The sequence below is a fragment of the Ahrensia marina genome (genome assembly GCF_001293565.1).
Taxonomy (GTDB): Bacteria; Pseudomonadota; Alphaproteobacteria; order Rhizobiales; family Rhizobiaceae; genus Ahrensia; species Ahrensia marina.
On sequence record NZ_JXMU01000011.1, the window covers coordinates 97,143 to 123,169 of the forward strand.

At 50.2% G+C, this 26,027-nt stretch carries 29 protein-coding genes and 1 tRNA gene; 7 read left to right on the forward strand and 23 right to left on the reverse strand.

What is annotated here, in order from left to right; genetic code table 11:
* Positions 1-74: 74 nt before the first annotated feature.
* Positions 75-467: a hypothetical protein gene (locus SU32_RS08915; protein WP_053999004.1), complete on the reverse strand. Its 393-nt coding sequence runs from the start codon at positions 465-467 to the stop codon at positions 75-77.
* Between the two features lie 146 nt (positions 468-613).
* Between SU32_RS08915 and SU32_RS08920 the strand changes: the two genes are divergently transcribed.
* The 3 genes from SU32_RS08920 (at position 614) to SU32_RS08930 (ending at position 2,136) form a co-directional block, all read left to right on the forward strand.
* Positions 614-703, forward strand: a tRNA-Ser gene (locus tag SU32_RS08920).
* A gap of 132 nt (positions 704-835) precedes the next feature.
* Positions 836-1,399, forward strand: a complete 564-nt coding sequence (locus tag SU32_RS08925; RefSeq protein WP_053999005.1) for a hypothetical protein — start codon at positions 836-838, stop codon at positions 1,397-1,399.
* On the forward strand, positions 1,378-2,136 hold the full coding sequence (locus tag SU32_RS08930) for a hypothetical protein (RefSeq protein WP_053999006.1): 759 nt from the start codon (positions 1,378-1,380) through the stop codon (positions 2,134-2,136). Before SU32_RS08925 ends, SU32_RS08930 begins: the two co-directional genes overlap by 22 nt.
* 570 nt (positions 2,137-2,706) lie before the next feature.
* On the opposite strand, the gene SU32_RS08935 is transcribed toward SU32_RS08930, so the two are convergent.
* The 15 genes from SU32_RS08935 to SU32_RS09005 form a co-directional block, all read right to left on the reverse strand.
* Complete coding sequence (locus tag SU32_RS08935) at positions 2,707-3,126, reverse strand: thermonuclease family protein (protein WP_144421085.1); 420 nt, start codon at positions 3,124-3,126, stop codon at positions 2,707-2,709.
* Entirely contained in the window at positions 3,126-3,758 is a 633-nt protein-coding gene (locus tag SU32_RS17645) for an SH3 domain-containing protein (protein WP_082376591.1), read from the reverse strand. Before SU32_RS17645 ends, SU32_RS08935 begins: the two co-directional genes overlap by 1 nt.
* Positions 3,759-3,841: 83 nt before the next feature.
* Positions 3,842-4,330 (reverse strand): hypothetical protein, encoded by a 489-nt coding sequence (locus tag SU32_RS08940; RefSeq protein ID WP_053999008.1) that lies wholly within the window; start codon positions 4,328-4,330, stop codon positions 3,842-3,844.
* A gap of 22 nt (positions 4,331-4,352) precedes the next feature.
* Positions 4,353-4,712, reverse strand: coding sequence for a hypothetical protein (locus SU32_RS08945; protein WP_053999009.1), 360 nt, complete (start codon positions 4,710-4,712; stop codon positions 4,353-4,355).
* 220 nt (positions 4,713-4,932) lie between these two features.
* On the reverse strand, positions 4,933-5,304 hold the full coding sequence (locus SU32_RS08950; RefSeq protein WP_053999010.1) for a head decoration protein: 372 nt from the start codon (positions 5,302-5,304) through the stop codon (positions 4,933-4,935).
* Between the two features lie 18 nt (positions 5,305-5,322).
* Entirely contained in the window at positions 5,323-5,769 is a 447-nt protein-coding gene (locus tag SU32_RS08955) for a hypothetical protein (protein ID WP_053999011.1), read from the reverse strand.
* A gap of 71 nt (positions 5,770-5,840) precedes the next feature.
* A complete protein-coding gene (locus tag SU32_RS08960; protein ID WP_053999012.1) occupies positions 5,841-6,092 on the reverse strand; it encodes a hypothetical protein in 252 nt (83 codons plus the stop codon).
* Between the two features lie 26 nt (positions 6,093-6,118).
* Positions 6,119-8,551 carry a phage tail tape measure protein gene (locus SU32_RS08965; protein ID WP_053999013.1) on the reverse strand — a complete coding sequence of 811 codons (2,433 nt, stop codon included), beginning with the start codon at positions 8,549-8,551 and terminating at the stop codon, positions 6,119-6,121.
* A gap of 303 nt (positions 8,552-8,854) precedes the next feature.
* Complete coding sequence (locus SU32_RS08970; RefSeq protein ID WP_144421086.1) at positions 8,855-9,868, reverse strand: hypothetical protein; 1,014 nt, start codon at positions 9,866-9,868, stop codon at positions 8,855-8,857.
* Between the two features lie 482 nt (positions 9,869-10,350).
* A complete protein-coding gene (locus tag SU32_RS08980) occupies positions 10,351-10,632 on the reverse strand; it encodes a DUF6074 family protein (RefSeq protein WP_053999016.1) in 282 nt (93 codons plus the stop codon).
* 55 nt (positions 10,633-10,687) lie between these two features.
* Positions 10,688-11,290: a hypothetical protein gene (locus SU32_RS08985; RefSeq protein WP_201454906.1), complete on the reverse strand. Its 603-nt coding sequence runs from the start codon at positions 11,288-11,290 to the stop codon at positions 10,688-10,690.
* Positions 11,283-11,471: a hypothetical protein gene (locus SU32_RS08990; RefSeq protein ID WP_053999017.1), complete on the reverse strand. Its 189-nt coding sequence runs from the start codon at positions 11,469-11,471 to the stop codon at positions 11,283-11,285. Before SU32_RS08990 ends, SU32_RS08985 begins: the two co-directional genes overlap by 8 nt.
* Complete coding sequence (locus SU32_RS08995) at positions 11,471-11,671, reverse strand: helix-turn-helix transcriptional regulator (RefSeq protein ID WP_053999018.1); 201 nt, start codon at positions 11,669-11,671, stop codon at positions 11,471-11,473. The genes SU32_RS08990 and SU32_RS08995 overlap by 1 nt, the downstream gene beginning before the upstream one ends.
* A gap of 100 nt (positions 11,672-11,771) precedes the next feature.
* Positions 11,772-12,326: a hypothetical protein gene (locus SU32_RS09000; RefSeq protein ID WP_053999019.1), complete on the reverse strand. Its 555-nt coding sequence runs from the start codon at positions 12,324-12,326 to the stop codon at positions 11,772-11,774.
* Complete coding sequence (locus tag SU32_RS09005; protein WP_053999020.1) at positions 12,319-13,545, reverse strand: tyrosine-type recombinase/integrase; 1,227 nt, start codon at positions 13,543-13,545, stop codon at positions 12,319-12,321. Before SU32_RS09005 ends, SU32_RS09000 begins: the two co-directional genes overlap by 8 nt.
* 322 nt (positions 13,546-13,867) lie before the next feature.
* Between SU32_RS09005 and SU32_RS09010 the strand changes: the two genes are divergently transcribed.
* Positions 13,868-15,058, forward strand: a complete 1,191-nt coding sequence (locus tag SU32_RS09010) for a glycosyltransferase family 87 protein (RefSeq protein WP_053999021.1) — start codon at positions 13,868-13,870, stop codon at positions 15,056-15,058.
* A gap of 69 nt (positions 15,059-15,127) precedes the next feature.
* Here the strand turns inward: SU32_RS09010 and SU32_RS09015 are convergent, their stop codons facing one another.
* The 4 genes from SU32_RS09015 to SU32_RS09030 all read right to left on the reverse strand — a co-directional run bounded on the left by SU32_RS09015 (position 15,128) and on the right by SU32_RS09030 (position 19,843).
* The gene (locus SU32_RS09015; RefSeq protein WP_053999022.1) at positions 15,128-16,198 is read right to left on the reverse strand and encodes a BMP family ABC transporter substrate-binding protein; all 1,071 of its coding nucleotides are present in this window, start codon (positions 16,196-16,198) and stop codon (positions 15,128-15,130) included.
* Between the two features lie 77 nt (positions 16,199-16,275).
* A complete protein-coding gene (locus tag SU32_RS09020) occupies positions 16,276-17,202 on the reverse strand; it encodes an ABC transporter permease (protein ID WP_053999023.1) in 927 nt (308 codons plus the stop codon).
* Positions 17,199-18,287: an ABC transporter permease gene (locus tag SU32_RS09025; protein WP_053999024.1), complete on the reverse strand. Its 1,089-nt coding sequence runs from the start codon at positions 18,285-18,287 to the stop codon at positions 17,199-17,201. Before SU32_RS09025 ends, SU32_RS09020 begins: the two co-directional genes overlap by 4 nt.
* Positions 18,284-19,843 carry an ABC transporter ATP-binding protein gene (locus SU32_RS09030; RefSeq protein WP_082376594.1) on the reverse strand — a complete coding sequence of 520 codons (1,560 nt, stop codon included), beginning with the start codon at positions 19,841-19,843 and terminating at the stop codon, positions 18,284-18,286. The genes SU32_RS09025 and SU32_RS09030 overlap by 4 nt, the downstream gene beginning before the upstream one ends.
* A 194-nt stretch (positions 19,844-20,037) precedes the next feature.
* Here SU32_RS09030 and SU32_RS09035 point away from each other — a divergent pair, with 194 nt between their 5' ends.
* A complete protein-coding gene (locus SU32_RS09035; protein ID WP_053999077.1) occupies positions 20,038-21,267 on the forward strand; it encodes a UbiH/UbiF family hydroxylase in 1,230 nt (409 codons plus the stop codon).
* Here SU32_RS09035 and SU32_RS09040 read toward each other — a convergent pair whose 3' ends face one another.
* Entirely contained in the window at positions 21,268-22,224 is a 957-nt protein-coding gene (locus SU32_RS09040) for an AEC family transporter (RefSeq protein ID WP_053999025.1), read from the reverse strand. It lies immediately after the preceding gene.
* A gap of 106 nt (positions 22,225-22,330) precedes the next feature.
* Here SU32_RS09040 and hspQ point away from each other — a divergent pair, with 106 nt between their 5' ends.
* A complete protein-coding gene (hspQ, locus tag SU32_RS09045; RefSeq protein WP_053999026.1) occupies positions 22,331-22,678 on the forward strand; it encodes a heat shock protein HspQ in 348 nt (115 codons plus the stop codon).
* Positions 22,679-22,694: 16 nt separating this feature from the next.
* On the opposite strand, the gene SU32_RS09050 is transcribed toward hspQ, so the two are convergent.
* Positions 22,695-23,360, reverse strand: a complete 666-nt coding sequence (locus tag SU32_RS09050; RefSeq protein ID WP_053999027.1) for a DsbA family oxidoreductase — start codon at positions 23,358-23,360, stop codon at positions 22,695-22,697.
* Complete coding sequence (locus SU32_RS09055) at positions 23,357-25,162, reverse strand: extracellular solute-binding protein (protein ID WP_053999078.1); 1,806 nt, start codon at positions 25,160-25,162, stop codon at positions 23,357-23,359. Before SU32_RS09055 ends, SU32_RS09050 begins: the two co-directional genes overlap by 4 nt.
* Before the next feature lie 254 nt (positions 25,163-25,416).
* Between SU32_RS09055 and SU32_RS09060 the strand changes: the two genes are divergently transcribed.
* The gene (locus SU32_RS09060; protein WP_053999079.1) at positions 25,417-26,025 is read left to right on the forward strand and encodes an invasion associated locus B family protein; all 609 of its coding nucleotides are present in this window, start codon (positions 25,417-25,419) and stop codon (positions 26,023-26,025) included.
* The last annotated feature ends 2 nt before the right edge of the window (positions 26,026-26,027 follow it).

Here is a 26,027-nt window from a genome sequence, read left to right on the forward strand (position 1 = left end):
AAAGTCTTTTTATAGCCAAGTTAAAAACACGGCAGGTCAAATCACGTTTTCTAACAAGGTTATTCAGTTCTTAATCAGCCGCTAATGCGTGCTGTGCCTGAATAGCCATCATCACGGGTCCAGTTCAATGTGGTTTGCCCTGTTTTCTCAATGGTAAAGCAGGATACTCTACCCTTGTACCAGGTCGGAAATTGCTGGCAGAGCTTCTCGCCGTCCACAAACCATTTGCCGGTTTCCTTGGGCGCAAAATATTTACCAAGGCCGGTTTTGGTTCCGTCTCCTGTCACTTGGCCGTTGGAACGGTACTCAAGTGGAAACTCGCCGCCTAAACGTATTTTCAAATATACACGCTTGCCGGAAACAAAGTTCTTCAGTTCGGCGCCGCTCAATTGTTCACCGGCATTTACATAATTGGATGTCAAAGTGATTCCCAAAATGCCGACAATCGCTGCAATCCGGTTCCGCATTATTCTCTCCATTTGTTTTTTTAATGATATTTACGGGTGGAGAACGGTTCGGATCATTTGAAACTGAAGAAAATCAAAAAAAAATTACATCAATGCGGGATTGATCTTGCGGTCATCGAATTGTCATGCCATTAGGAGCGCGGTTTGGAGGGGTGGCCGAGTGGTTTAAGGCACCGGTCTTGAAAACCGGCGTGCGTGAGAGCGTACCGTGGGTTCGAATCCCACCCCCTCTGCCACTTATCTTAATTAAGCCACTGATTTCAGTGGCTTTTTTGTTATTTATTGTGCGGTGTCCTAATGCGTTACCGAATTCCTAAACTAAGAGTTTTATCCTAATCTCAGCAATGTTGGAGGGCTCTGCTTAGAATATGTCGATTCTAGATGATTGGATTGAGCGCGCAGAAACTCCCAAAACACTTGGGGACTGGCCAGCATGGGAGGCTATTGCTCCTCGTGGTCGAGACGCTAAGCACGGTCCTGAAACGCGGCTCGCCTCGATGCGTTGCGAAAAATATGAGTTCGTGGTGCCATTGGCTACGGCGTCCAGCCTCTTGATCCAAGGTTTAAGGCTCCGAATGTTAGCTCCAAGTCAAAGAAAAAATGAAGATTTAGTTGCAAATTTGGAATCTCTGTATCAAGGCAAGTTTCGATGTATTGCTCGAATCGAATTCTGGCCGGAATCGCCACATTTCAATAAGCATTGGAAAAGGCTTGGAATACAAGCAAATGTGCAGGGTTCTCATGTGCATTCTACTCGGCTCAACTCAAGGCTGGGTGAAGATGCGTTTCTCCCTTTTGAGAACCTGCCTTGCGCAGAACCTATTGATGAGCCCACCTCCTTCAGAGAGGCTGTTAATAAAATTGAGACGATCTATAATATATCAGGTTTAAAAGAAATCGAGGCGCCGCCATGGAACGATCAGCTCTTTTGAATAGCAGAGAAGACATCCGCTCCGTCGCTAAAGAATTAGCGAGTTCACTCGCATTCACACAGGAGCGTGCTGGACGAGTCAGCGTTGTCACGCCGGTCATTTATCCCGGCGGGGCTAGAGTCGTGCTGACAATCGAACCTTCTCCAGGTGGGTATTTTGTCAGCGACCTAGGGTCGGCATTCAGGGAAGCTGACATAATGAATGGAGCGTCAATTTTCACTCGGATTGCTCGGCAAACAGCCGCGAAGTTTGACATACGCTTTGATTCGGAAATGTTTTTTGAGCTAGAAATCCCTGAGGATTCACTCGTTGCTGCAGCTCTCGCCGTTTCCAATGCTTCGCGACATGCTGTAGAGCAGGTCGCGGAAAGTTTGTCTGAAAAACGTGCTGATCAACAACGTGACGTGCTTTGGCAGAAGCTTGAACGAGCTTTTCGTCCCGAAAGAGTCGAAAAAGATGTCGAGTATAGAGGCGCGAGTGCTAATTGGAAGTTTGATGCTTTGGTATCATTAGATGGTGGGCGGCGAGGACTGTTTGAACTCGTTCAGCCAAGCCCAGTTTCAGTAAACTCAGCTATCAGTAAATTTCTTGACGTTTCCGATTTAGACGATCGCAACACTCAACTAAATGCAGTTGTTACTGATCGAGATAAAACTGCTCATTTGACTTTATTGGGAAGTAGAGCAAACGTTATTCCAATCAATGCAGCGACGGAGCTTTATCTGACTGCGGCTTAGTTTTTTGTCTGACAATTAGTTATCTGTAAAATAATAGATGCAGATATTTAACAATCCCAAGCAATTGGTCGAGGGTTTCGACCTCAACTTGTCGCTCAATGCCGACAAACGACAAGGACAAAGTCCACTGCCCTGTCCGAGGCGGTTTTTTGAATAACCCGAGCAAGGCACTGATTGCCATAATTATGCATCGATCATAGTGTGGTATCCGGTCGGCCGATGATAAAACTTTCTCTGATAACCGGATTGAACGCCATAGCTGGCGACGAGTCGGGGCTTGGGTGGCATTCGTAATCTCCTTAACTGTCGAATCCACCTGATAGGAAGTTATTCTCTATGGCTGGATTTCGTCAATTGCGAAGTTCGAGTTTCATTTTCTATTTGACGCGCTTGAAGAGCCAGCGCACACTCCGGCAGAAGTTCTTTATCGAAGGGAATGAACATGTCCGGCTACGATAAAAATAAGGACTACGGCGGCCCTGCCCCGACATGGTGGGGATCAGCTTTGCTGATACTGGCGATCGTGGGCTCTGCAGCGCTGGCGCTGATGTATACGCACTAGCGCGATAATCAATTGCCGCACCACACCCGCGGCGGGTGCGGCCAGCGAACAGCCAGACGCTCTGCCAACAACACGTCGCCGGCCATCCGCCCATTGCGCAGCTTTATGCTAACGAGGTCGCGGTTCATACCACCCTTCTCGCCGTGCCAAATGATTGAATAACCACCTGACATCAATTGCTGCAGGCGCGCCGTTGCTCGGGCTGCAATCGCGGGCTCTCTCGCGCACTCGGCATGACCGGCATACTCGGGCGTATCCCAGCCCTTGGCGCGCCATTTGACGCCATTTTGCCAGCCGGTATCACCGTCCACCAAGCAAGTAACCTTGCGGGCTGCGCGATTGCCGCCTTCGCAGAGCGGAATCGCAAACGCTGACGACATGACCAAAGTTGGAACAAAGAAAAGAAGAGCAAGAATCAGTTTTTTCATCAATTGAAACATATCGGCGATCGGCCGCCTGGTCGAGACCAAGCACTCCGCCCTCCACAGCGTGCGCCGTTACGCATTCTATCGTACGGGCAATCGCAAGAGCCTGTCCTCGGACTCCTTACGGGTGTACCTGCCCCACTTCGCGCCACCTTTGCCTTGGGCCTTGGTGTAGAAATAAGGGATTGTGGTTTGGGTACGCCGAGGGCTCGTTCAGTAAGATAATCACCGTGAACCCATGCGTTTCGAAAGTTTGAAGGCATTTGAATTTGTCGCCACGCTCCATCGCGTGATGCAACAAGGATCCGCGTTCCCGCCGCAAGTTTACCAACAATTTTTGAATCTGTGGTTGGCCTGCTTCTCACATTCAAAGTTGTTGTAACCGACAACGATTGAGAGGGCTCAACCGATACTTTAGGCACTGGCACAGACCGCTTGGTATCCGGCGTAGGCGCCTGTCTATTTGGTATGGATTTTGGAACTGGATAGCTGACCGTTTCCTGAATCTGTGGGGCTTGCGTAACAGGCGCTCTGTTTGCTGGCGATTCAGTCGCATCATCACCGTCGCCAATTAAGTAGCCGACTATAAGTGCGCCGATCACAAACCAGCCTGTTTTGCTGCTCGCTTTGCCCATATAGCCATCCCCCGCAGAAAGCTAACACGGAAGCTGATTAGCACAATAGGCTATTTAATTTCGATGCCACATGGATGAAGTCGTCAGGTTATTTGGATATTCTTTGCTATGAGACCGTTGGCGATCGCTCTGGCGGCAAAGTGCGATCTGTTGCGCAGTTGGCGCTCTGTTATGCACTGAAAGCGTGCGACACACTTGACAGGCATTTCCTTTGCTTTGGCAAGCGAGCGGGCGCACAGCGCCCTCGCCTCGGCACTGTAACCGCGCAGGAATTGGATTGGCCATGCCAAGACAATTTCCATTTGAGCTATTTCGGCGGGTGTTGGGCGCGGTCGATAGATGATGCGCTTCTCGGGCTGCTCACTGTCAACCTGCGCCACAAGGTCTTCAAAAGTCGCCGCATATTCAGGCCACGCATTGGCGTGTCCGCGAGGTCCTGTGCGCTCGCGTGGTAGCGCGAGCAGTGTCATGTAGGCTTCGATCATCAGACGTTCGACGTGTTCTGGCGTCCACTCTGGCGGCGTGTAGACCTCGTCAAGATCGTCCCGAAAGGGATGCGCGGGAAAGCCCATTTATTGTCCTCCAAGAACTTGTTTAGTCGATCATGTCATTCAGCGCCGAGACAACGATCGCTTCCATCAATTTGATTTCGCGCGCATCTTCATCACCGTCTGGCACAAAGAAGGCGAAAGCAGCCGCCTTGGCTTTAATCTGCTTCGTTTCTTGCGATTTAGCGGGGATACGCGCCATGAGTCCGCATAAATCGTATAAATCATCTGAGATGGTTTTGATCCTTGCCCAGCGGTCTTTGGTGCTGTTTTTGAAGGCTTTGTCTGTCGCCTTGTCCATTTTTTTGCTCAACCGCTCGAAGTCACGACCATAACTTTTGAGTAACAGCTCGCTCGTGGTGTTCGATTTCGGCTGGGCGGCAGTTCGTGGGTTTTCGATCAACATTTTGGTTTCCTTACATTGCATATTGATGATGAGAACATGCTGCCAAGTGTCTGAAAAACAGTCAATTTACGGGATTTGCTAATATTTCACGGCTGGGCTGTGCGGATATTGTTGCAAATGCTGGATTGACTGGCATTGGCCTTAATAAATGATGCTAATCTTAAATTAGCGAACCTTGCTAACCGAAACGGCTGGCAAGACTCGCTGATTCTGTATGCAGCTATCTCGGAATGATCCCGATGTTTATTAGCTGTAGCTGCGCGGTCGTTTTTAGTTCGTCAGTGGTGAAGCCAGCGCCGAATATTAGCACTGGCTTCTTGACCTCTGCGTCACGCACCAGCGCGACCGCTTTTGCAGAATTCACGCTTGCGTCAGTTCGGTATAGAAGAACAGCAGCCGCAACCTCACTGCCGTCTACTGCGTCCGGGTCGGCGGGCACATATTCTTTGGAACTGCTGACTTGTCCGAGAACAGTTCCAGCATCTAAGTCACCTGCCCCAGCGGCGATTGTGATTGTGTCACGCGAGCGATAGCCGTTGGCCTCAGAGAGAACAACTTCAAGGTCGCGAGCGCGTTCAGTCATTGTAGACATGGGAGTTTCCTTTATCTTTTATCGCTGCCCGTCGAACGGTTCGGCCTTCGCCTTTCTTCGGCTTGCAAACACTTCTGAGGCATTCGGCAATGTGTTGGCTGTTTCAGACGCTTGAGACTGCTGTCCGCTTGATAACAGCTCACCCAGCGCGTCTGTGCCATTGAGACGATTTTGCAGGCTGGCGGGATTGTTCGCCGGTGCTTCTGCGTTGCCGGTCTTGAGAGCAAATTCGATCACCTTGTCCGCCGACATATCAGGCGCGTCAGCTGCAAGCGTTAGCGCTGCTTTGAAGGCAGACGCATTTTCAGCCAGCTTGTTGGAGTTGGCGATCGATAGGATGCGGGCGCGTTCGGCATTGGCACCCACTTTTTGACCGTCAGCATGACTGGCGGCGATCGCATCGTCTGCGTCTGCCTTCATGGCGACTTGGCCGCCGGCATCGGAAGAATAGAAATAATCTAGCATTTTAAAGTCCTTCTCAGTTGGTTTTCTTGGAGGGGGAATCAGGCACGCTGCGCTCGGCTACAATCTCATCATCAGACATACGGGTTCACGACTTGTTCAAGAATTTCTATGATTGAATCGTCGGTCTTAGGTAAAGCAACGTGCAGTTCACGTGCTAACTTGGACAGATATTCGTCCAGCGCGAGCAGCGATGCTATAATGTTTGCTTCTTCCTGTTTTGGCGAAGTATCTGATGCTGGGAGCAGTTCTGAATAGAGCTGCGCAGTGTTTTCGAGGTTATTCTTTAAAAGAATAATGCTCTCGTTTATAGATTTCGAGCTCATTGGTTTTATCTCCATTTTGCGCTTTTTTAAGCAACACTCCATTCTTGGTCGAATTGACCGCCTGCCAGCGCATCAGCCTGCATCTCACCAAGCTTTTGATTAATGCGTTCTGCCAGCGCCTCAGCGCTTTCGCCGGGCTGTTGGTAGATGGCGATCGTCACACCGCCCATATTGACCACAGCTCCACCGCCGGCCATTTTCGCTGTATTGGCAGCGTTGTGGACATAACCGTTTTTATTAGCAGTAATCAGTTCAGGGCCGCGCTCACCGGTCAGGTATGTGCTGCCGCGGTAAATTGGCCCGCCGCTCGCGCGTGCGCCTGCAATCCCGCTCTGCGGGCCGCGAACAGTTACACCGGGCAACGAACGCATTCCCTGCGCAGCTTTGGATAATTTCAAATTAAAAGAATCAAGGCTCGAGCTGTCGATATTCGGCCTAACCGACAGTTCGTTGAAAGACCGGATTTGATCTTCTAATTGAGCGGCTTTTTGCTGCAAAGGACGCACAAGGTTTTCGGCGTGTTCTGGCAGTTTTGATGTCTCTCGAATCTGCTGAATTTTGGCATACACCGCATCAAGCTCTGATTTCATATTATCAACAGCTGCCTGATCTTCAGGCGTGTAATACTTGCCGCCTATAACACCGCCCAGCGCATCGGCGCCTTCGCCGGCTTTCGATCCAAGCCATGCACCAGCGCCAGCCGCACCCGCCCAACGCAGCAACCAGCCATATTTTGCCAACCCCGCAAACGGACCGCCGCGCGCAGCACCTTTTCCCGCACCGCCGGTTGCAACGCCGCCGCCTGCAACGGCAGCACCGCCACCCAATGCCTGCAATACTCTCAGGCCACCCTTCAAGATACTGAACGCCGCAGATACACCGGTGATGAAGGCTAAGCCTCGCCCCAGTTTCATCAAAGCCGATGCCATGATTGACACACCAAGAGCCGAAGCCGTTAGCGTAAGTCCATAACCGCCAAGCTGTCCGAGCGACTCGGCGACACTTCCTGGTTTCAGTCCAATAAAACGTTCTGCTTTTGCAGTGAACTCACCAGCAGCCTCTCCAAAATTTTTCAGAGTATCTCCGAAAGTCTGAAAGTCCGCCGCAATGGCAGACAAGCTTGTTTGCTTCTCACGGCGGAACATTTCCGAAATCCAGATATCGCCGGTGTCAGGCACATCCTTGCCAAACACGAAGTCATGGAGTGATTTTAGACCGCTATTGAGCGCGTCAACGCCAGCCGCCGCATCATCAAAGCCTAAGCCCGCAGCAAAGCCGTCCATGCCGGCACCGATCTTGTCAAACAGTGTCGTACGATCGCTCAATGTGGCGAGTGTGTTAACAATTTTGTCTGAAAACGCGACAATCGGCGGCAGCAATTTAGAGCCAAACATTGCGCCGATATTGGATATATTGTTGCCGAGAACTTTGAGCTTTTGCTCTGTGGTATTGGCGAACAACTCAAAGGTTTTGTTGACCGAACCTGCCGCGTTTTTGGCATCGGATAGCTTATCCAAACGGCCAACAATCGTATCTATGTTCTCCGTAATTGCAGCCGCATCGTCGCCATATTCAAGGCCAAACATGTCGAGGAAAAGACCGGCGCGGGATTCCGCATCCATCTTTTTCGCCATCTTAAACAGGTCTTTCATGGCCTCGACAGGCGTGTCGTAGAATTTCTTTTGGAGTTTGAGCGAGTATCCCTTGCCGCCGACCTTATCGAGCGCCTCACGTGCTTTCTTGTTTTTAGAGATCGTGCCCATTTTGGTCATCATGGCATTCATGCCGGTACCGGCCTTAGACGATTCAATACCGATCTCGTTCAAGCTCGCACCAAAGGCAGCAAGTTGATCGGCCGTCACGCCGAATGTTTTGCCCGTCGCCGCAGTGCGGATGAGAAAATCAATGACTTTTTGTTCGGATGTTCCCGCGCTGTCGGCCGTATAGTTGATTGTATCGGCAAGGCCGCGCAACTGCGCCATATCAAGCCCGAACGCGTTCTTGAGCTGCGACAAGCTGTTTGCGGTGTCTTCTGGCATCATATCGAAGGCGACCGCTGCCTTGGCACCGAGCAATGCAAACTCTTCGAGGTCTTTGTTGGCAATGCCGAACTGAGCTGCTTGAGCAACCAGCGTTGCGATCTCGGTACGTGCCAGTGGCATCGAGTTGGACAGCTCTGTAATCCGGCGTTCCATCACACCCAGCTCACGTGCGCTGAGTGTCGATTTCTTAGCAACGTCAGCCATTGCGGTTTCGAACTTCATTGCATTGCGGATTGAACCGCCAATGCCGACACCGACGCCGATATATCCCGCACCAAGTAGCGCGAGATTCCTGATTTGACTACCAACCATTGCGCCCGTCGCGGCCTGCGATCGGGCAAAGCCTGATGATTGCCGGCGCAACGACCCCAACGAACGGCCAATCCCACGCGCTTTAGCACTAACTCCGTCCCGCATCGAGAGCACTAATTCTGATCTCAAGCTTGCCATTTAATGGTCCTCTTCAAGAAAATGTGAATCTGGGTGCGACGCGGACATTTTCATTTTTCGCTATGTCGCACTTTTTGATTCAAAATCCTTATTTTACTCAGTATCTGGTCTGAAAATCGGGACCGGACTCGCAAAAACCCAAATCTGAAAAACACGCGATATTCGGGCCGCAGCGCCCCCGCGTCTCTTCCTTTTTGCTCAAAAGGGACCCAGCCGGGGGGTGGGCAGGCAGCTGGAGACTTCCAAGAACAGCCGCCTGCCCGCTGCGCGTCAGGACGTTGGAGTAAGTTCGCGCGCATTTGATTCATCCAGTGCTATGTCTGCCGGGCTGCGGCCGTCGTCGTGGATGATCTCCACGCCCAGCAGTGCTTCGATGCTAACCTCCGGTCGGTGTTCAAATTGATTTGGATTATTTTGAATCAATTCGCATTCGACGCGTTCGAGCTTAAGTCGCTCTTCTGCGAGAGCTGTCAGCTTCGCTTCACGCTCGGCCGGATCCAGTGCGTTTTCATCGTCAGCCAGCTCATTTATCTCGGCTTCGATCTTTGCGATCATCGCATCTTTATGAAGCCAGGCCATTTGGCATGTCCTAAGGTCCGCGCCCACGAGGCTCAACTCATCAGCCGCACCAAGAAAGCTGAATTTGAAGGGCTCGCCTGTATCAATGCAGTGCAGCATATCTGGGGCGCCTGCCGCCGCCATGCGTTCAATCTTTGCTCGGGACGCTTGCTTAGCCATTGAAGCCGGATATGGTGCGCTTTGAACTTGATGCATATCTGCCGTGAGCTCTGCGATCTGCTGTCTTAGTTTTGAGATGTCGCTGCCCTTGGGCAAATCAACATTGCACGGCTGCAAGAAATCATCCCGATCGATCTTTTTCAGCCAGTTTAAAGCCCGGTCAGCAAGGGCTGCGATTTTTTGAAACTGATCTTCTTTTGAGTGAACTTTCTTTTGAAGTTCTGCGATTTCATCATCCAGATTCGCAATTTCTTGACGAATTGCCGCGATTTTTTTGACATTAGACCCGAGCTGGAATTGATTGTAATTATCATCTTCAAGCTGTCCGATTTGGGGAACAAGAGCGTCGCGTTCTTTTGCAAGCACTTTGAGCTTATCCATTGCAACCATTACGACTGCATGGGCTGCCTCGCGCGCTTCGAACAAAGATTCAAGAATTAATTCAGCGTTCGCTGGCAGTTCAATGCCAAGAGCTTTCGAAATTTTGCTCGAGTTTTTAATTCTTTGTGCGTCACTAGCGAATGTAGTTACGATGGACTTTGACATTTGAGGCTCCTTAGTCCAGCCAGCATCCACAGAAGCTTTTGAACTTAAAAGGCCCATCTAATTTCAGAGAACATTCAATATCTGACGGGTTGTAAGCCCGGCGTCGCGTGCCTTGAGTACGAGCCAACAGAGTTCATCTTTACGGTTTGTGTGTCGGCATGTTTGATCGGTTCGCGTCCGTGGCCATACTGTTGAGCGGTATCGATCCAAGAGCTGGCTTATTTCTTCGGCTGCTTTGTTTGTTGTGCGATTGCCGAAGACTTCTTTGCGCAGCGCTCGGATAAGTTCGTTGCGATTATTCAAGGCGACACTAAGTGCCAACGAGTTTTCGCCGCGTTTAGTAAGATAGCCAATTTCGCGACCAAACGGTTCAACGTTACCCAGCAGCGCTGATTCCGCGAGATTTGCGAGCCGATCACCATTTGGATGCATGCGCAATGAATCTCTTATCAGGCGCAAGTTTGCTATTGATGGCTGTACTGTCACTTGCGCAGCATCCCGCGCGCTTCGATCAAAGCAATCTCGCGCTCAACAGCCTCACGAAACTCGTCAAGAGAAGCACGCGCTGCAAATTCACTAATTCCAACATTTGTTTGAGCCGCTACATAGTCGTCAGCAATTCTGTACCAGTAGCTACGACGTTGTTTGGCCGTCTTGCTTAGATAGAGCTTTGCGACTTGGCGGGCCTTGCCTGTGCGGCGGCCGCCTGGAAACGGAATCACCTTTGCAGTTGGTCGCCAGTTGAAGAGTGGGAGATCGGTCATCGCAGACCCCCATCGTATGGTATAGATAAAGATAACCTAGAAATCAGGACGGTTTTCATCGCACACCCCCATCATTCGTCCCTGTTTTCTGGACAGGCCATCCTAGTTTTCGGGATAGGGATTCCAATTCCGTCCCAGTTTTAGGGATGGGACCGTCCTTGTTTTCGGGATGGGATATTTTTTTACCGTTGCGTCCATTCGGGTTGTTTGGATTTGCTTTGACGATGTTGTAATCATTGTTTTCCGACCAGTGTAGGTACAGCTTTCGGGGCTGCAACGGCCGACCAGCGTTGTCTTTGCCAGGCATTGCCAGTTCAGTAATTTCATACTCTGGCGACTTTCCCTCGCCATCGATACCAAGCCTTCCTGGTTCTTTCACGACTATGAACCCCTTGGCCTGAAGGCACTGAAAGGCTTTGGCCGTTGTATCGGTCGACCCTACTCCCATTGCTTCAGCAGCTTGGCGGACGCTGAGTTTAATTTTGCCGTTATTATTGTGCTCAGTACCGCGCCACTGGAATTTTATCCAAGGATAAAGAGCCTGCGCGCTGGAACTCAAAGCTCGCCAAGCCGGTGTCTCGCAGGTTGGCCTCAGAACCTTAGTGTAGTGTTCGTAACCCTTTTCATTTGCTCTGTGCTTCTGGGCTCGTTTACTCATACCCGGCCTCCGCGCGCGCTTCACGCGCCGCGACGATTGCTTCGCAGCTTTCCCGCGGTGAGAGCCCAAAATTCTCTTTCAGTAGGCTGATTATCGATCGTTCGTCTCGATCGGCCAGCTTTCGGCGCTGGTGGAGATAATCAAGTATCTGGGCGCGGTCTGGGTGATCGAACGTTGCCATTACGCGGCCTCCCCGTCGCGGGACGCGATACGCGCGTTGATCCAAGCATCGATTTCCGATGCAACGAATGTAACGCGCTTTTGACCGAGAATTACTGCTTTAGGAAAATCGCCCGCAGATCGATGGCGATTGATTGCGGTTCGACTTAGCGATGTGCGCGCGCATACATCTTTTATACTGATGAGTTTTGGCTGGTCCATTTTGCCACTCCGTTTTTGTTGAACGTGGTGGCAACTTGCAAAATCCAGTGCTGGGTGTGCTATTGTGGAAACGTGTTTTCGTCTACCAATTTTGACATGTTTATCTCGGCGGTGAGTTCTTTAAGAATTCGTCTTTCCAACGCCGCGCCACACTGCTGAATCGATCAGCACTAAGCATCGCAATGTCCAATTTCAGGAAAACGGGATCGACCAATGTCGCTGTCCATAAATAATCTTTATTCGTGTCGGCGGGATAAACGGCTCCGTCTTGATGGGCGCCATAAGCAGAATTGAACCGAATTTGCCAAATAGAAACGATGAATTCGGCTTCCATTTGTTTGCAACTCACCCATCGCTGCGAAGTCGATACCTTGATCGCGTCTTTTAGCTGTGCCGCCGTTTCCGTACTGTATTCTGTTTCGCCCCTTGCACTCAATTGAGCAAGAGCAGTTTGAGCTGCTTTCAGGGTATCTGTTCGCTTCTTTTTAAAAGTGCTAAATTTGCGCTCATTTCCAAATTGCGAATTTTCAATCCAACTGTAAAGAAATCGTCGTGCGAAGTGATTCAAGACGTTTTCCAAATGATCGCTGAAATCACCTGCAAATAGTGGCCTTGCTTCGGCGATGACTTTGGCATCGTAAGAATACTCAACCATGTAGCTTTACCACGCCGTCGACAGCAGGATTGAGATATGCCGCCCACGCTTCCATTAGTTTGCGCCGCTTATTGAGCGCTGTGTCTCGTCGATAAGCCAATTCGGTCTTGTCGCCAAAAACGTGTGCAAGGCTCATTTCTATAATGTCGCGCGGCTGACTGGTTTCATTTCCTGCCCAATCTCTAAATGCCGACCTAAAGCCGTGGACTGTGAAATCTGGTTCTAAGGTCTTGAGCAATTTAAGCATCGTCATATTGCTCACGGGCTTTCGGGGGTCTCGCCCTGGAAATACCCAATTCGACAGTTGCCGGTCCGCCATAAAACGAAAAACTTGAACGGCATCCGCCGTTAATGGGATCACATGCTCTCGCTCCGCCTTCATTTTGATGGCTGGGATCGTCCACGTCGCATTTTCAAAATCAACATCTGACCATTCAGCGCCGATTGTTTCGTTGGTGCGTGTTGCGCAGAGGATTGTAAGCTCAAGCGCTTTGGCTGCCATGCTATCGTTGATGCGAAGGCGTTCGACAAGCGCTGGCACTGCAGCGTAAGGCATTGCCGCAAAATGCTCTACTTTGTCTGTGCGCTTACCCAGCAGATGATCGAGATGCCCCTTCAGACGTGCCGGATTGTCTCCAAAACGGAGCTTGAGGGCCGTTGCATAGTCTAGCGTCTTTTCGATGCGGCCGCGCACGCGGTTCGCAGTCTCTCCTTTTTCGCGCCATATTGGTTTCAGTACGCTTACGATATGGTCTGTGTCGACTTCGCCGATCGGCATCTTGAGCAAAGGCTTGGCATACGTCTCTACGCTAGTGCGCCACTGGATAGCATGCTTCGGGTTCTTGAATGTTGGCAGCAGTGTTTCATGAACTGCGATGAGACAGTCGCCAAAACTACGTTGCGGCACGGCCGCTTTGCGGTATGCCATTTCCTTGCGTGGGTCGCCGCCGTGCTTGAGAATATCGCGAGCCTCGTCTGCGCGTGCCCGCGCCTCTTTTAGCGACAGCTTGCCTGCAACATTGCCGAATGCGCCAAAGCCCATTTCATGCCGGCGGCCGTTCCGGATCCATATAAATACCCAGCTCTTATTATGAGGAGCACCCGGATTCTTTGATCTCGAAGGTTTGACATGCAGCCAAAGGCCGTCACCGTCGCCATACTTGCCCGGTTCAAGGCTCGCGCTGTTCAGCTGCGTTACGGTGAGTTTATGCCTGCTCAAAAAAGTCTCTGCCTAACTCGCGTTGCGATCTGGTTCCTAATGCGACACCCCATATTGAGGCGTTGCAGCATGGACGCAGTGTGGCGAAGTGTGCAAAAAATGCAACTATTTTGATGATTTAGGGCGCTTTTTGGTCAACATGGACAGCAAGTTTATGGCAGACGGTGACACCCCCTCTGCCATTTTATGGCGAACCAAAATTAAAGCGTCCCTCGGGACGCTTTTTTTGTTTCATCACACAACGTTGTAAACGACTGTTTACGCCCCGTAAAAGTCTAGCTGTTAAAGCTCTTGTCATTGTTGAAACGGGCAGGAACAGAACATGCTGAGCAGCATTAAGTCTGGCGATTGGATTAATAAGGCCCGCCTTTCTGTTTATCCGGTGAACATTGTCGTTTTGACTGTGGCTTCACTTAGCTATGTTCTTATATCCAATGGCGGCTTCTTGCCGAATGGATCGCCTTTCGGTTCGGACTTCATCAGTTTTTGGACTGCCGCGCGTGAGGCTGTTTCAGGCAATGCGCACACGCCTTATGAACGTTTATTATTCGAGCCGGTGCAGTCTTCATTGTTTCCTGAAAGCAAATATTACGCGTTTTTCTATCCACCGCATTATTTGATCTATTTACTGCCGCTTGGCCTCTTGCCTTACTACGCCGCGTTGGCGCTGTGGATGGTTGCCACTTTCGCGCTGGCTTACTTGGTGCTGATACAAATTATCAGTTGCAAAAAAGTGGTTTTCTTTCTCGCCCTTGCGTTTCCGGCAACATTTCTCACTGTGTCGCATGGTCAAAACGCTTTTTTATCCGCTGCTCTTTTTGGCGGCGGTTTATTAATGCTGGACCGCCGTCCGCTGATCGCGGGTGTATGTTTTGGATTGCTGACTTTCAAACCGCAACTGGGTTTGCTTATTCCGCTTGTTTTGCTGGCGGGTGGCTATTGGCGCGTCATTTTTACGGCTGGATTTACAATGTTCTTTCTCATTGTTCTTTCTGCGGCAATGTTTGGCATTGATGTCTGGGCCGTGTTTTTTGCCCAAAGTGATTATGCGGTCGAAACAATGCGTGAAGGGCTGGTTAGCTGGCAGAAAATGATTTCATTGTATGCCGGATTGCGTGTTTTAGGACTGACTTACGAGCTCGCCGCAATAATACACTGGACTATTGCGGCAGGTGTTGGAGCCATTACAGTTTGGGCATGGCTACCACACAACAGATTTGATGGCGAATTGAAGAACGCATTGGTGCTCACTGCTGCGTTAGTTGTGACGCCCTTCGGGCTGAATTACGACATGTTTTTGCTTGCGCCGACAATCGCATTTATTGCCGCACATGGCATGAAAAAAGGCCTTCTGCCCTATGAGAAGTCCGTGCTTGCGCTTGCCTATTTCTCGCCCGTGTTCGTGTTGCTGTCTATGGCGCAAGGTTTTTCTTTAGCGCCTGCATTCACCGTAATGATGTTTTATTTGATTATAAGACGCCTGCGCCACGGCATATACAGTAAAGCCGCATAGGCAATTTATTTGGCGCAAACAAAAAAGGCGCCGCAATCGCGACGCCTGATCTGTATTCTAAACTGTAGATTATTGTGGAAGTTTATCGTCCACGCCTTCAACATAGAAGTTCATGCCGAGCATTGTGCCGTTATCTGCTTTTTCGCCTTCGGCAAGCCAGTCAGAACCATCTTGTTTCTTGATCGGACCTGTGAACGGCTCAAGTTCGCCGGACTTGATCTTCTCTTCTGTTTCTTTGGCCATAGCGGCAACATCATCAGGCATGTTTGAATATTCTGCCATTGCAACATTGCCTTCCGCCAGGCCGTGCCAGACATCATGTGATTCCCATGTACCATCGAGTACAGCGCCTACACGCTCTACGTAGTATGGTGCCCAGTCATCAATGATCGCTGTAAGCTGCGTTTTTTTACCGAATTCAATCATGTCAGACGCCTGACCGAAAGCCTTGATGCCACGCTCTTCTGCGACCTGCATTGGTGCTGTGGAATCAGTGTGCTGTGTTAGAATATCAACGCCTTGGTCGATCAATGATTTTGCAGCATCGGCTTCTTTACCCGGGTCAAACCAAGTGTTGGCCCAGACCACTTTGACTTTGAAATCTGGGTTTATAGATTGTGCGCCGAGCATGAATGAGTTGATGCCGCGAACAACTTCCGGAATCGGGAATGAAGCGATGTAACCGGCAACGCCTTTTTCAGACATTTTTGCAGCAATCTGACCCTGAATATAACGGCCCTGATAGAATTTTGACGAATATGTAGCAACATTTTCGCTTTCACGCTTATAGCCTGTAGCGTGCTCGAATTTCACATCCGGAAATTTCGCGGCGACTTTGTTGGTCGGGTCCATATAACCGAATGATGTTGTGAAAATGATGTTACAGCCTGAGCGGGCGAAACGTTCGATGGCGCGTTCAGCATCCGCGCCTTCCGGCACGCTTTCAAGATACGCTGTCTCAACCTTATCGCCATATGCTTCCTCTACAGCCAGAAGTCCCTGATGGTGCTGGTAGCTCCAGCCGAAATCGCCGATTGGTCCAACATAGATAAAGCAGGCTTTGGCATCAGCGGCCATCGCGCTTCCTGCAAGCAGCGAAAACGCTGCTGCGCCGAGAATTGTTTTTGTGAATTTTTTCATTTCAAACCCCTGTGGTATTATTTCGTTTGTTTATCAATGCCTTCTGGTGGCGGCTTTTGCCTTGCCCCGCTTATATCCTACCTGTCAGGCACAAATGGTTTGCCCAGCGATGCTGGAGTGTTTTTCATCGTCATGCGCTTGTTCGTTGAAATCAAGACCAGAACGATAATTGTTGCGATATATGGCAAGGATGAGAGCAATTGTGAAGGAATTGCAACACCTTGCGCCTGCGCGTGGAACTGCGCAATCGTGACCGCGCCAAACAAATAAGCCCCGGCAACAATGCGGAGCGGGCGCCATGAGGCGAACACGACGAGGGCCAGCGCAATCCAGCCGCGCCCCGCGGTCATGTTCTCTGTCCATTGCGGTGTGTAAACGAGTGACAAATGCGCACCGGCAAGTCCGGCACATGCGCCGCCAAACATGACCGCCAAATAGCGTACTTTTAAAACGTTGATACCCAGCGCGTGCGCAGAGGTATGGTTGTCGCCAACCGACCTTAATGTCAGCCCTGCCCGCGTTCTGAACACGAAATACCAAATGGCAATGGTGAGCAGGATAGAAATATAGAAAATCAGATCCTGCGAAAACAGCACTTTACCGATTACTGGAATATCGGACAGAAGCGGAATCTCTATGGCTTTTAGTTTAACGCCCGGCAGCCCGATAAAATTTTCACCGATCATGCCTGATGCGCCAAGCCCCAGCAATGTAAGTGACAGGCCTGTTGCAACCTGATTGGTTGCCAGCGACAAGGTTAGGATGCCAAACAGCAGAGAAAAAAGCGCGCCGCATATGATTGCAGCGACGATGCCGAGATAGGCGGAGCCGGTAATCTGCGCTGCGCCAAAGCCGGTCACCGCGCCCATGACCATCATACCCTCAACCCCAAGATTGAGGACGCCGGAGCGTTCGACAACGAGTTCACCAAGCGCGGCGATCAAAAGCGGGGTTGCCGCTGTTGCGATTGTTAGAAAAATGGCTGTCGCGATTTCAGGGGTCATAATGCCGCCTTTCCGCGAGCGCTTTTAACAACTTTGATGCTGTAATGGATGAGTGTGTCACAAGCCAGAACTGAAAAGAGTAATAGCCCTTGGAATACCGCAGATACTTTGTTCGATACGCCAATCGAGATTTGCGCGGCTTCTCCGCCAAGATAGGACAGAGCAAGAATAAGCCCTGCTGCGATAATGCCGAGCGGATTGAGCCTACCTAAAAAGGCAACAATGATTGCTGTAAAACCGTAGCCGGGAGAGATAACAGGCCGCAATTGGCCAATAGCGCCGGATACCTCGCTGATGCCGGCCAAACCGGCAAGGCCACCTGCAATGATAAAGGCCGTGAAAATCATTTTATTGCTTGAAAATCCGGCAAATCGCCCTGCCCGCGGGCTTAAACCAAGGACGCGAACTTCAAAACCTTTGAGTGTTTTGTTCAAGACAAACCACATTAAAACTGCGATCAAAATGGCAAAGACAAATCCCCAATGGGCACGGCCGGACGCAAACCATATTTCCGGTAAAACCGCATCGGCATGAAATGTTCTTGATTCCGGGAAATTATAGCCTTCCGGATTGCGCCACGGACCGCGCACCAGCCAGTCAAGAAACAATTGGGCAACATATACGAGCATAAGGCTCGACAGGATTTCATTGGTGCTGAAACGTGCCTTTAGAAATGCCGGTATTGTTGCGTAAGCAGCGCCGCCGACTATGCCCATCAAGAGCATCAATGGAAGCACCATCGGGCCGGTGAACTCCGGATACATTATTGGCAAGGCAGAGCCGAAAATGCCGCCCAATATGAACTGCCCTTCAGCGCCAATATTCCAATTATTGGATAAAAAACAAACAGATAGGCCTGTGGCGATTAAAATCAGCGGTGCTGCTTTAATCATCAGCTCATGGATTGACCACATTTCGGTCAATGGTTCTATGAAATAGGAGTAAAGCGCTGCCGTCGGCGATTTGCCAAGCATCAGGAACATGATCGCGCCAAGCACAGCTGTGATAACAAGCGCTATCAAGGGTGATGTGAGGCTGAAGATAGCCGAGTGCTGAGCCCGCTTTTCAAGTTCAATACGGATCATGCTGCCTGCCCCGCATTTGCGCCGCCCATCAAAAGCCCCAATGTTTCGCGCGTCACAGTGGACGCTTGCTGCGGCTCAGACATTTCGCCTTCCGACATCACCGCAATACGGTCACACATCTCCAGTAATTCGTCCAGATCCTGGCTGATAACCACCACTGCAGAACCTGACTTTGACAAATCAATCAACGACTGCCGGATGCGAGCTGCAGCGCCTGCATCAACGCCCCATGTTGGCTGGTCAACAATCAACAATGATGGTTGCCGGTCAAACTCCCGTCCGAGAATAAGCTTTTGCAAATTGCCGCCTGACAATGTGCCTGCATCCGGATTATCGCCGGATTTGCGGACATCCATCGTCTTAACAATGCGCGCGAGAGTTGATTTTAGAGCACTTGGTTTGGCAATTCTTAAAAGACCGCCTGACAAATAGGCTTTGGCGTCGCTGGCATGACGCGACAACAAAACATTATCGGCCAGCGACAAGGTGGCTACAGCGGCATGGCCGAAACGTTCTTCAGGCGAAAAAGCAGCACCGGCCATTCTTCGCTCATTGATTGTTTTGTTGCCGATTGCTTCACCGCGCAGCAAAATCATGGATGCATCTTTTTGCAGACGTTCGCCGGACAGAGCTTCAAAAAGCTCAAACTGTCCATTGCCTGCAACACCGGCAATGCCAAAAACCTCACCTGCCGGAACATCAAATGTGATGTCTTTCAATGCTGTTGAAAACGGACCGGTCGGCGGCTGGGAGAGCTTATTGACCGAAAAGACTGTTTCACGCGCACCAGCCGCTTCATCGGCAACTTTCCGTATTGTGTGAATGTTTTCGCCCACCATCATTGCCGCAAGGCTTGAGGGTGTTTCTTCCGAAGGAATGCAATGCCCCACCACTTTTCCGTGCCGTAAAACTGTCGCGCGGTCACAAAGGCGTTTCACCTCATCAAGCTTGTGCGAAATATAAAGGATGGATTTTCCCTCACGGCGCAATAATTCCAAAGTTTCGAAAAGCCGTTCTGATTCCTGCGGTGTTAGTACCGATGTCGGCTCATCCAGAATAATCAGATCAGGCTGCTGCAAAAGGCATCGGATAATTTCGACGCGCTGGCGCTCACCCACCGAAAGATCGCCAACCATTGCTTCCGCATTGATCGAAAGGCCATATTTGTCCGCGACACGTTCCGCTTCAGCTGAAACTTTTGAAAGCGGTGTTGCTGCATCAAGCGATAAAGCAATATTTTCGGCAACACTAAGTGAGTCAAACAACGAAAAGTGTTGGAAAACCATGCCGATACCAAGTTGTCTGGCAAAAGAGGGCTTGGTAATAATTTGAGGGTTGCCGCGCCATAGGATTTGACCGCCATCGGGTTGCAGCGTGCCGAAAAGCATTTTGACGAGTGTCGATTTACCGGCGCCGTTTTCACCTAAGAGTGCGTGAATTTCACCTTCGTCAATATCAAAATCAACGCCGTCATTCGCCTTTAGTGTGCCAAAAACCTTTGTCAGGCTTTCAACTGCCAAGAGTTGTTTTCTTTGCGCAATTTCTGATGCGGCCACACTTTTACTCCCTAAACCCCGCTTCACTTTACCCAAGTCTTTCGCGGGTGCAATATGCTTATGTACTCAATTGGTTTTATCCAAAGCTCGATTTTATCTATTAAGAGTTCTCATGTGCGGCATCATGCCGGTGGACATAGCGCCGGGTGTGCACCATCTTGAGTTATAGCCAAATAATGATGGAAGTTGAATTTATGTCCGGTTCAGATGCAGATATCGTTGTTGTCGGCGGTGGTCCTACAGGGCTTGCTGCCGCGCTTGAATGTGCCAGCTATGGACGCAGCGTCATACTTCTTGCACCGAGCGGATCACATGTAGACACCGATGCCCGTACAACAGCGCTCATGGTGCCAAGCATCAATCTGATCAAAACTATGGGCGTGTGGGATGACTGTGCTGCGCATGCTGCGCCGCTGCGCACCTTGCGTATTGTCGATGATACCGGCCGCCTGCTTCATGCGCCGACGACCGATTTTCAGGCGGAGGAAATAAGCGAGAGTGAATTTGGCTATAATATTCCGAACCGGATTTTAAATGCCGCCTTGCAAAAGGCGATTGATGGCACGCCGACTATACGCCAAATAGATGTGCAGCTTAGCGCTGTAAAATATGGTGCTGATCATGCCGAATTGACATTGTCAAATGGCGAACAGATTACAGCGCAGCTTGTTGTCGGTGCAGACGGCGCGCAATCCATTGTGCGCCAGTCAGCCAATATTGATGTGCGGCGCTGGGATTACCCGCAAACCGCATGTGTGATGGCTTTTGATCATGCCCGAAACCATAATTTCGTTTCGGCTGAATTTCATACGGTTGAAGGTCCATTCACGCAGGTTCCCCTGCCCGGCAAACGTTCAAGTCTGGTCTGGGTCCGCAAACCTGAAGCAATTCAAGCACTCCTTGCTGTGGATGAAGATGCGTTATGTCTTGCGGTTGAAAAGCAGATGCACTCGATGCTTGGAAAGATCAGCAACCCGACGAAAATTCAGACATGGCCACTATCGGGTTCGCTGGCGCACCAGTTTGCAAAGCACCGCTGCGTTCTCGTTGGTCAGGCCGCTCATGCTTTCCCGCCGATTGGCGCTCAAGGGTTAAATCTTGGCTTCCGCGATGTTGAAGATTTAGGTGCGGCTTTGGCAAAAGCATCTGAAGATGCGGGCGCAAGTACTGTTTCAAACACTTATGACCGCAAACGCCGCGCAGACATCTATTTGCGCACGGGTGCTGTCGATCTGCTCAACCGATCATTGCTCAGCGGCTTTGTTCCGCTTCATATGGCTCGCGCATTAGGGATGGGCGCGTTGAAATATGGCGGGCCGCTTCGCAGCATCTTTATGCGGGAGGGAATTAAGCCGGGCAGTAGTTTCTCAAACTTGTTCAGCCGTTTGACCGATAAGCGAAAAGCGGCCACCAGTTCCAGCTAGTTACAAAGGTATCAGGTCGTTTTTCGCCAGATAAAGCAGCGCTGTGACGGTGAAAACGGACAAGACAGTGGTGATAAGAACCATTGCGGAAGCGCGTTCCACCCAGACATTATATTGCTGCGCGATCACGAAAACATTGGTTGCGCTTGGCAATGCTGCCAGTAGCATTGCGCAATAGACCCAAATTGGCGGAAAATCACCAATTGCCGTTACAAGCAGATATGCAATTGCCGGTTGTATGATCAGTTTCATCGGAGCTATGAATACCGCTTCTTGCGGCACACGCTTTAACGGTCTCAGCGCCAATGAAACGCCCATGGCGAATAATGCGCAAGGTGCGGCAGCATTGGCCAGATAGTCGATTAATGTGCCTATCGCCTTGGGCGGTTGCACTTCAAATATCGCTGCCAACACGCCAACAATTGTTGCCAGAATAAACGGGTGCAATAGAATTCGTTTTGCCACCTGCCCCGCGAGCTGCAGTTTGGAGACGTTCTGATCTCCATTGCCGGACAGTGCCATTAGCAATGGGGCCATAACAAAATGCAGGGTGTTATCGAAACAAAAGATCAATGCGACCGGCACAACGGCCGCTTCGCCAAATGCAAGCAACGCCAGTCCCGGTGCCATGTAACCGATATTGCCATAGGCTCCGGCAAAACCCATGATGGCGCTTTCGGCCACATTGCCTTTGCTGCGCCATATGCCGAGCGCAAAAATCACCGAAAAAGCAATATAGGTGGAAAATGTTGTCGCCAGAATATAACGCCACTGCGTCAATTCTTCGATCGGCGTTTGGGACAACAGTTTGAAAAAGAGTGCCGGCAGCGCAATATATATGATAAAGGTGTTCATCCACCCAAGCGCTTCAAGCGGCTGCTTGGTAATGCGTGCTGCCCCAAAACCCAGCGCTATCAGGCCAAAAAACGGCAGTACAAGCGCGATAATGCCTGCCATTTTCTCTCCTCACACAAGGGCAAATTAGCATGATAAAGGCTTAAAACGCCCACACTTTGATGGTCAAGCCCTTGAAATGCCCTATTGAACGCGTCATTTAATCTATATGCAGAAAAGAAGTACAAAAATTGTTGAAACACGTTTCGGTATCGGACAAGTCGTCAAGCACAGACTGTTTCCGTTCCGCGGCGTTGTGTTCGATATTGATCCGGAATTCGATAATACTGACGAATGGTACGAAGCCATTCCCGAAGATGTACGTCCTGCAAAAGAGCAGCCTTACTATCATTTGCTCGCCGAGAACGATGATACGGAATATGTTGCCTATGTATCAGAGCAAAATCTTTTGCTGGATGATTCAGGCAAACCGGTTCGGCACCCGCAGGTTGAAGAGATATTTGACTGGAATTCGGAAAACCGCAGTTACACAACGCGTGACAATTTCGGGCATTAATCTAGGTAGAGGGCTTTTATAGCCCCTCACCGTTTGCAATCTTGCCAATGGCCATTGCCAAGGTTTCAGGAGCCTGCGCGCCTGATACGCCATATTTTCCATCAAAAATGAAGCACGGTACGCCATTCACACCGATCTGGTGCGCGTGGTCAACAGCTTGCCGCGTTTCAATCAGACCGTCGTCAGATTTCAACCTGCCTGAAACCTGTTGTGCATCCATTCCGCCCTCCGCAGCGATTTTGGCCAGCACAGCATGATCGCCGATGTTTTTGCCGTCCTGAAAATAGGCTTTAAACAGCAACTCGACGATACGATCCTGCTGTTCGTCTCCCTGTTGCCCTGCCCACGCAATCAGCCGGTGGGCGTCCATCGTATTGGGTGAGACCTCAATCGCGTCAAAATCGAAATCGATACCTTCATCGTCGCCAGCCTGCTTGATCGTCTGGTAGAATTTTTCAGCATTTTCTTTCCCGCCGAACTTTTCAGACAGATAAAGCTGACGGTCCTTGCCTTCGGGCGGCAAAGTGGCGTCAAGCTGGAATGGTAACCATTTTATCTCAACATCAATTTCCTGATCGATGTTTTTGAGCGCTTTTTCCAAGCGCCTTTTCCCGACAAAGCACCACGGGCACATGACGTCGGAGACGATGTCCAGTTTTACTTTCTTTTCGGCTGTACTCATTCTTCGATCCACCATGTTGGTAGCTGATAACCATATAGAGGGCTGTAATCGGGCTGTTTTATTCGTGCTCTATGGGCCACGCGTTTTTCACTTAAGTGATAAAGCGGTACGATATAATGACCTGAGATGAGAAGACGGTCATAAGCGCGAACTGCTGCGGCAAAATCCTCGCGGTCGCGCGCATTCACCAAGGCATCAATCATAGCATCAATGGCTTCAGATGAACCGCCGGAATAATTAAATGTTCCTTCCGGCTCGACCGATTCTGAACCCCAGCGCCAGATTTGTTCTGCGCCCGGAGATAAAGATGCCGATAAACTACCGGCAACCATGTCGTAGTCCCATGTTTGCCGGCGTTTTTGAAATTGTGCGTCATCGACAGCGCGGATTCCGATGTCAACGCCGATTGCCTCAGCAGTGCGCTTATAGGCAAGTACCATGCGCTCTATTTCGCTTTGTGATGCGCCGATAACGCCGCCGATGAGCACTTCAAATGACAATTGCTTGCCATCTTTCATCATTTTGCCGCCGTCAATTTTATATCCGGCTTCGCCCAGTTTTTTAACGGCATCACGCAGTACTTTGCGGTCCCGTCCCGACCCGTCCGTTTTGGCAGGTGCATAAGTTCCATCCATAACTTCGGGAAGAACGTCGTCCATATAAGGCGCAAGCAGCTCTTTTTCCTTATCAGTCGCAGGCTTTCCAAGCGCCGAAAGCTCTTCAGAATTTTGCCAATAGGAACCGGTACGTGTGAAACGATCATTAAACAGATTCTTATTGACCCATTCAAAGTCAAACAACATGGCAAGCGCTTCGCGCACCTTACGGTCCTTGAAAACGTCACGGCGCGTATTGAAGAAAAATCCGATCATGCGTTCAGGCTCGCCGGAGGTGAATGTGGATTTGACCACTTCTCCTTCTGTTACAGCAGGAAAATCATATGAATTTTCCCACTTGCCCGGATCGCTTTCAGGATAAATATCGAAAACACCTTTTTTGAATGCTTCGAATTGAGCCGTTGCATCGCGGAAATATTCGATTTTTATTTCGTCATAATTATCAAAACCGACTTTCGACGGGAAATCTTTTCCCCAATAATCCGGATTGCGCTTATATGTAATGCTGGTGCCCGGATTTACATCTTCGACCAAATACGGGCCGCTGCCGACCGGCGCTTCTAGCGTAGACTGATCAAAGGTTTCAGGATCAATTGCGTGTTTTGGCAATACGGGTGTCAGGCCAATAATCAACGGATATTCACGGTTGGATTTATCATTGAATGTGAATTTGACTTTACGGTCGCCGGTTTTCTCGATTTTTTCAATGCGCGCCATTCTGCCATTATAAGGCGGACGGCCTTTTTCCGTGAGAAGCTCATAGGTGAAGATGACATCTTCCGGTGTGACGGCAACGCCATCCGACCATTTGGCATCGCTATTCAGCGTAAATTCAATCCAGGTACGTTCGTCGTCGGTTTCAACCTTTTCAGCCAGTAAGCCGTACATTGTAAACGGCTCATCGCGATTTCGTTGCAGGAGCGATTCATAAACGAGATTGCCAAACTCGGGATCCCATATTCCCCGTGCGGTTGTACGCATACTTTTCAAAACGAATGGGTTGAGGCTGTCGAATGTGCCGACGACGCCATAGGCCATTGATCCGCCTTTCGGCGCATCGGGATTAACATATTGAAAATGCGTGTAATCGGCAGGCAATTGTGGCTCGCCATGCATCGCGATGCCGTGTTTTGGCTCCGCCGATACCAATGTTGTTGTAACCAGCAACAAGGTGCCAGCCGCCAGGCAGCTTTGAAATTTCGTAAGCAATACGTCTCTCCCAAGGCAGATATTAATGAGTCGTCACACTACCATGCGCAACGCTGCCGTCCAATCAAACTGATAAATTCTCTCAAGTCAGCTTGTGGGGCTGGCAATCCCGCCTTTATTTATGCTAGTGCGCATGCCAATTGACATTTTGCGGCCTTATTTCAAGCCCAGAGCGTCGGCAAATAGAATTTGAAGTATCTAAAAGGACAAGCTCGCTTATGCGTTCACTTATGAATAAAACAGTTTTCGGTTTTGCTGCCCTCGCAGCTACTTCCATTTTTACGCCTGCGTCTGCACAGCAAGCCGCCGGTCAACAGCAACCGCAAGGTTGGTTTAAAGTTTGTACGCAGCAGGGTGAAAACAACATCTGTAATGTGCAAAACATCCGTCAGGCCAATACAGGCCAGCTTTTGACAGCAGTGAACCTGATCCAGATCAGCGGCAAAACAAACCGCGCCCTCTTTCAGGTAGCAGTACCAACAGGCCGTGTTATTCCTGCCGGTGTTGGCATGCAGATCGATGGCGGCTCAGCTAAAAAGATTAACTATTCGATCTGCTTGCCGGATCGCTGTGTTGCTGAAGCGCCGCTGACACCGGAGCTGGTGTCATCATTGAAGCGTGGCGGTGAACTGACTTTGACAACAGTCAATTTCCAAAATCAGCCAAACCCGATCAAGGTAACTCTTGAAGGCTTTACTGCTGCATTTGACGGTGAACCACTCAAACAGTCTGAACTTCAGGACCGTCAGGAAGAGCTTCAGGCCGAAATTCAAAAACGTCGTGAAGAATTTCAGAAGAAGCTTAAAGAAGAACAGGAAAAGGCGAAGACCGCTCAATAAAC

Coding starts and splice junctions, on each gene's coding strand:
- SU32_RS08915 (WP_053999004.1), bottom strand. CDS start 467: ATGCGGAACCGGATTGCAGCGATTGTCGGCATTTTGGGAATCACTTTG.
- SU32_RS08925 (WP_053999005.1), top strand. CDS start 836: ATGTCGATTCTAGATGATTGGATTGAGCGCGCAGAAACTCCCAAAACA.
- SU32_RS08930 (WP_053999006.1), top strand. CDS start 1,378: ATGGAACGATCAGCTCTTTTGAATAGCAGAGAAGACATCCGCTCCGTC.
- SU32_RS08935 (WP_144421085.1), bottom strand. CDS start 3,126: ATGAAAAAACTGATTCTTGCTCTTCTTTTCTTTGTTCCAACTTTGGTC.
- SU32_RS17645 (WP_082376591.1), bottom strand. CDS start 3,758: ATGGGCAAAGCGAGCAGCAAAACAGGCTGGTTTGTGATCGGCGCACTT.
- SU32_RS08940 (WP_053999008.1), bottom strand. CDS start 4,330: ATGGGCTTTCCCGCGCATCCCTTTCGGGACGATCTTGACGAGGTCTAC.
- SU32_RS08945 (WP_053999009.1), bottom strand. CDS start 4,712: ATGTTGATCGAAAACCCACGAACTGCCGCCCAGCCGAAATCGAACACC.
- SU32_RS08950 (WP_053999010.1), bottom strand. CDS start 5,304: ATGTCTACAATGACTGAACGCGCTCGCGACCTTGAAGTTGTTCTCTCT.
- SU32_RS08955 (WP_053999011.1), bottom strand. CDS start 5,769: ATGCTAGATTATTTCTATTCTTCCGATGCCGGCGGCCAAGTCGCCATG.
- SU32_RS08960 (WP_053999012.1), bottom strand. CDS start 6,092: ATGAGCTCGAAATCTATAAACGAGAGCATTATTCTTTTAAAGAATAAC.
- SU32_RS08965 (WP_053999013.1), bottom strand. CDS start 8,551: ATGCGGGACGGAGTTAGTGCTAAAGCGCGTGGGATTGGCCGTTCGTTG.
- SU32_RS08970 (WP_144421086.1), bottom strand. CDS start 9,868: ATGTCAAAGTCCATCGTAACTACATTCGCTAGTGACGCACAAAGAATT.
- SU32_RS08980 (WP_053999016.1), bottom strand. CDS start 10,632: ATGACCGATCTCCCACTCTTCAACTGGCGACCAACTGCAAAGGTGATT.
- SU32_RS08985 (WP_201454906.1), bottom strand. CDS start 11,290: ATGAGTAAACGAGCCCAGAAGCACAGAGCAAATGAAAAGGGTTACGAA.
- SU32_RS08990 (WP_053999017.1), bottom strand. CDS start 11,471: ATGGCAACGTTCGATCACCCAGACCGCGCCCAGATACTTGATTATCTC.
- SU32_RS08995 (WP_053999018.1), bottom strand. CDS start 11,671: ATGGACCAGCCAAAACTCATCAGTATAAAAGATGTATGCGCGCGCACA.
- SU32_RS09000 (WP_053999019.1), bottom strand. CDS start 12,326: ATGGTTGAGTATTCTTACGATGCCAAAGTCATCGCCGAAGCAAGGCCA.
- SU32_RS09010 (WP_053999021.1), top strand. CDS start 13,868: ATGCTGAGCAGCATTAAGTCTGGCGATTGGATTAATAAGGCCCGCCTT.
- SU32_RS09015 (WP_053999022.1), bottom strand. CDS start 16,198: ATGAAAAAATTCACAAAAACAATTCTCGGCGCAGCAGCGTTTTCGCTG.
- SU32_RS09020 (WP_053999023.1), bottom strand. CDS start 17,202: ATGACCCCTGAAATCGCGACAGCCATTTTTCTAACAATCGCAACAGCG.
- SU32_RS09025 (WP_053999024.1), bottom strand. CDS start 18,287: ATGATCCGTATTGAACTTGAAAAGCGGGCTCAGCACTCGGCTATCTTC.
- SU32_RS09035 (WP_053999077.1), top strand. CDS start 20,038: ATGTCCGGTTCAGATGCAGATATCGTTGTTGTCGGCGGTGGTCCTACA.
- SU32_RS09040 (WP_053999025.1), bottom strand. CDS start 22,224: ATGGCAGGCATTATCGCGCTTGTACTGCCGTTTTTTGGCCTGATAGCG.
- hspQ (WP_053999026.1), top strand. CDS start 22,331: ATGCAGAAAAGAAGTACAAAAATTGTTGAAACACGTTTCGGTATCGGA.
- SU32_RS09050 (WP_053999027.1), bottom strand. CDS start 23,360: ATGAGTACAGCCGAAAAGAAAGTAAAACTGGACATCGTCTCCGACGTC.
- SU32_RS09060 (WP_053999079.1), top strand. CDS start 25,417: ATGAATAAAACAGTTTTCGGTTTTGCTGCCCTCGCAGCTACTTCCATT.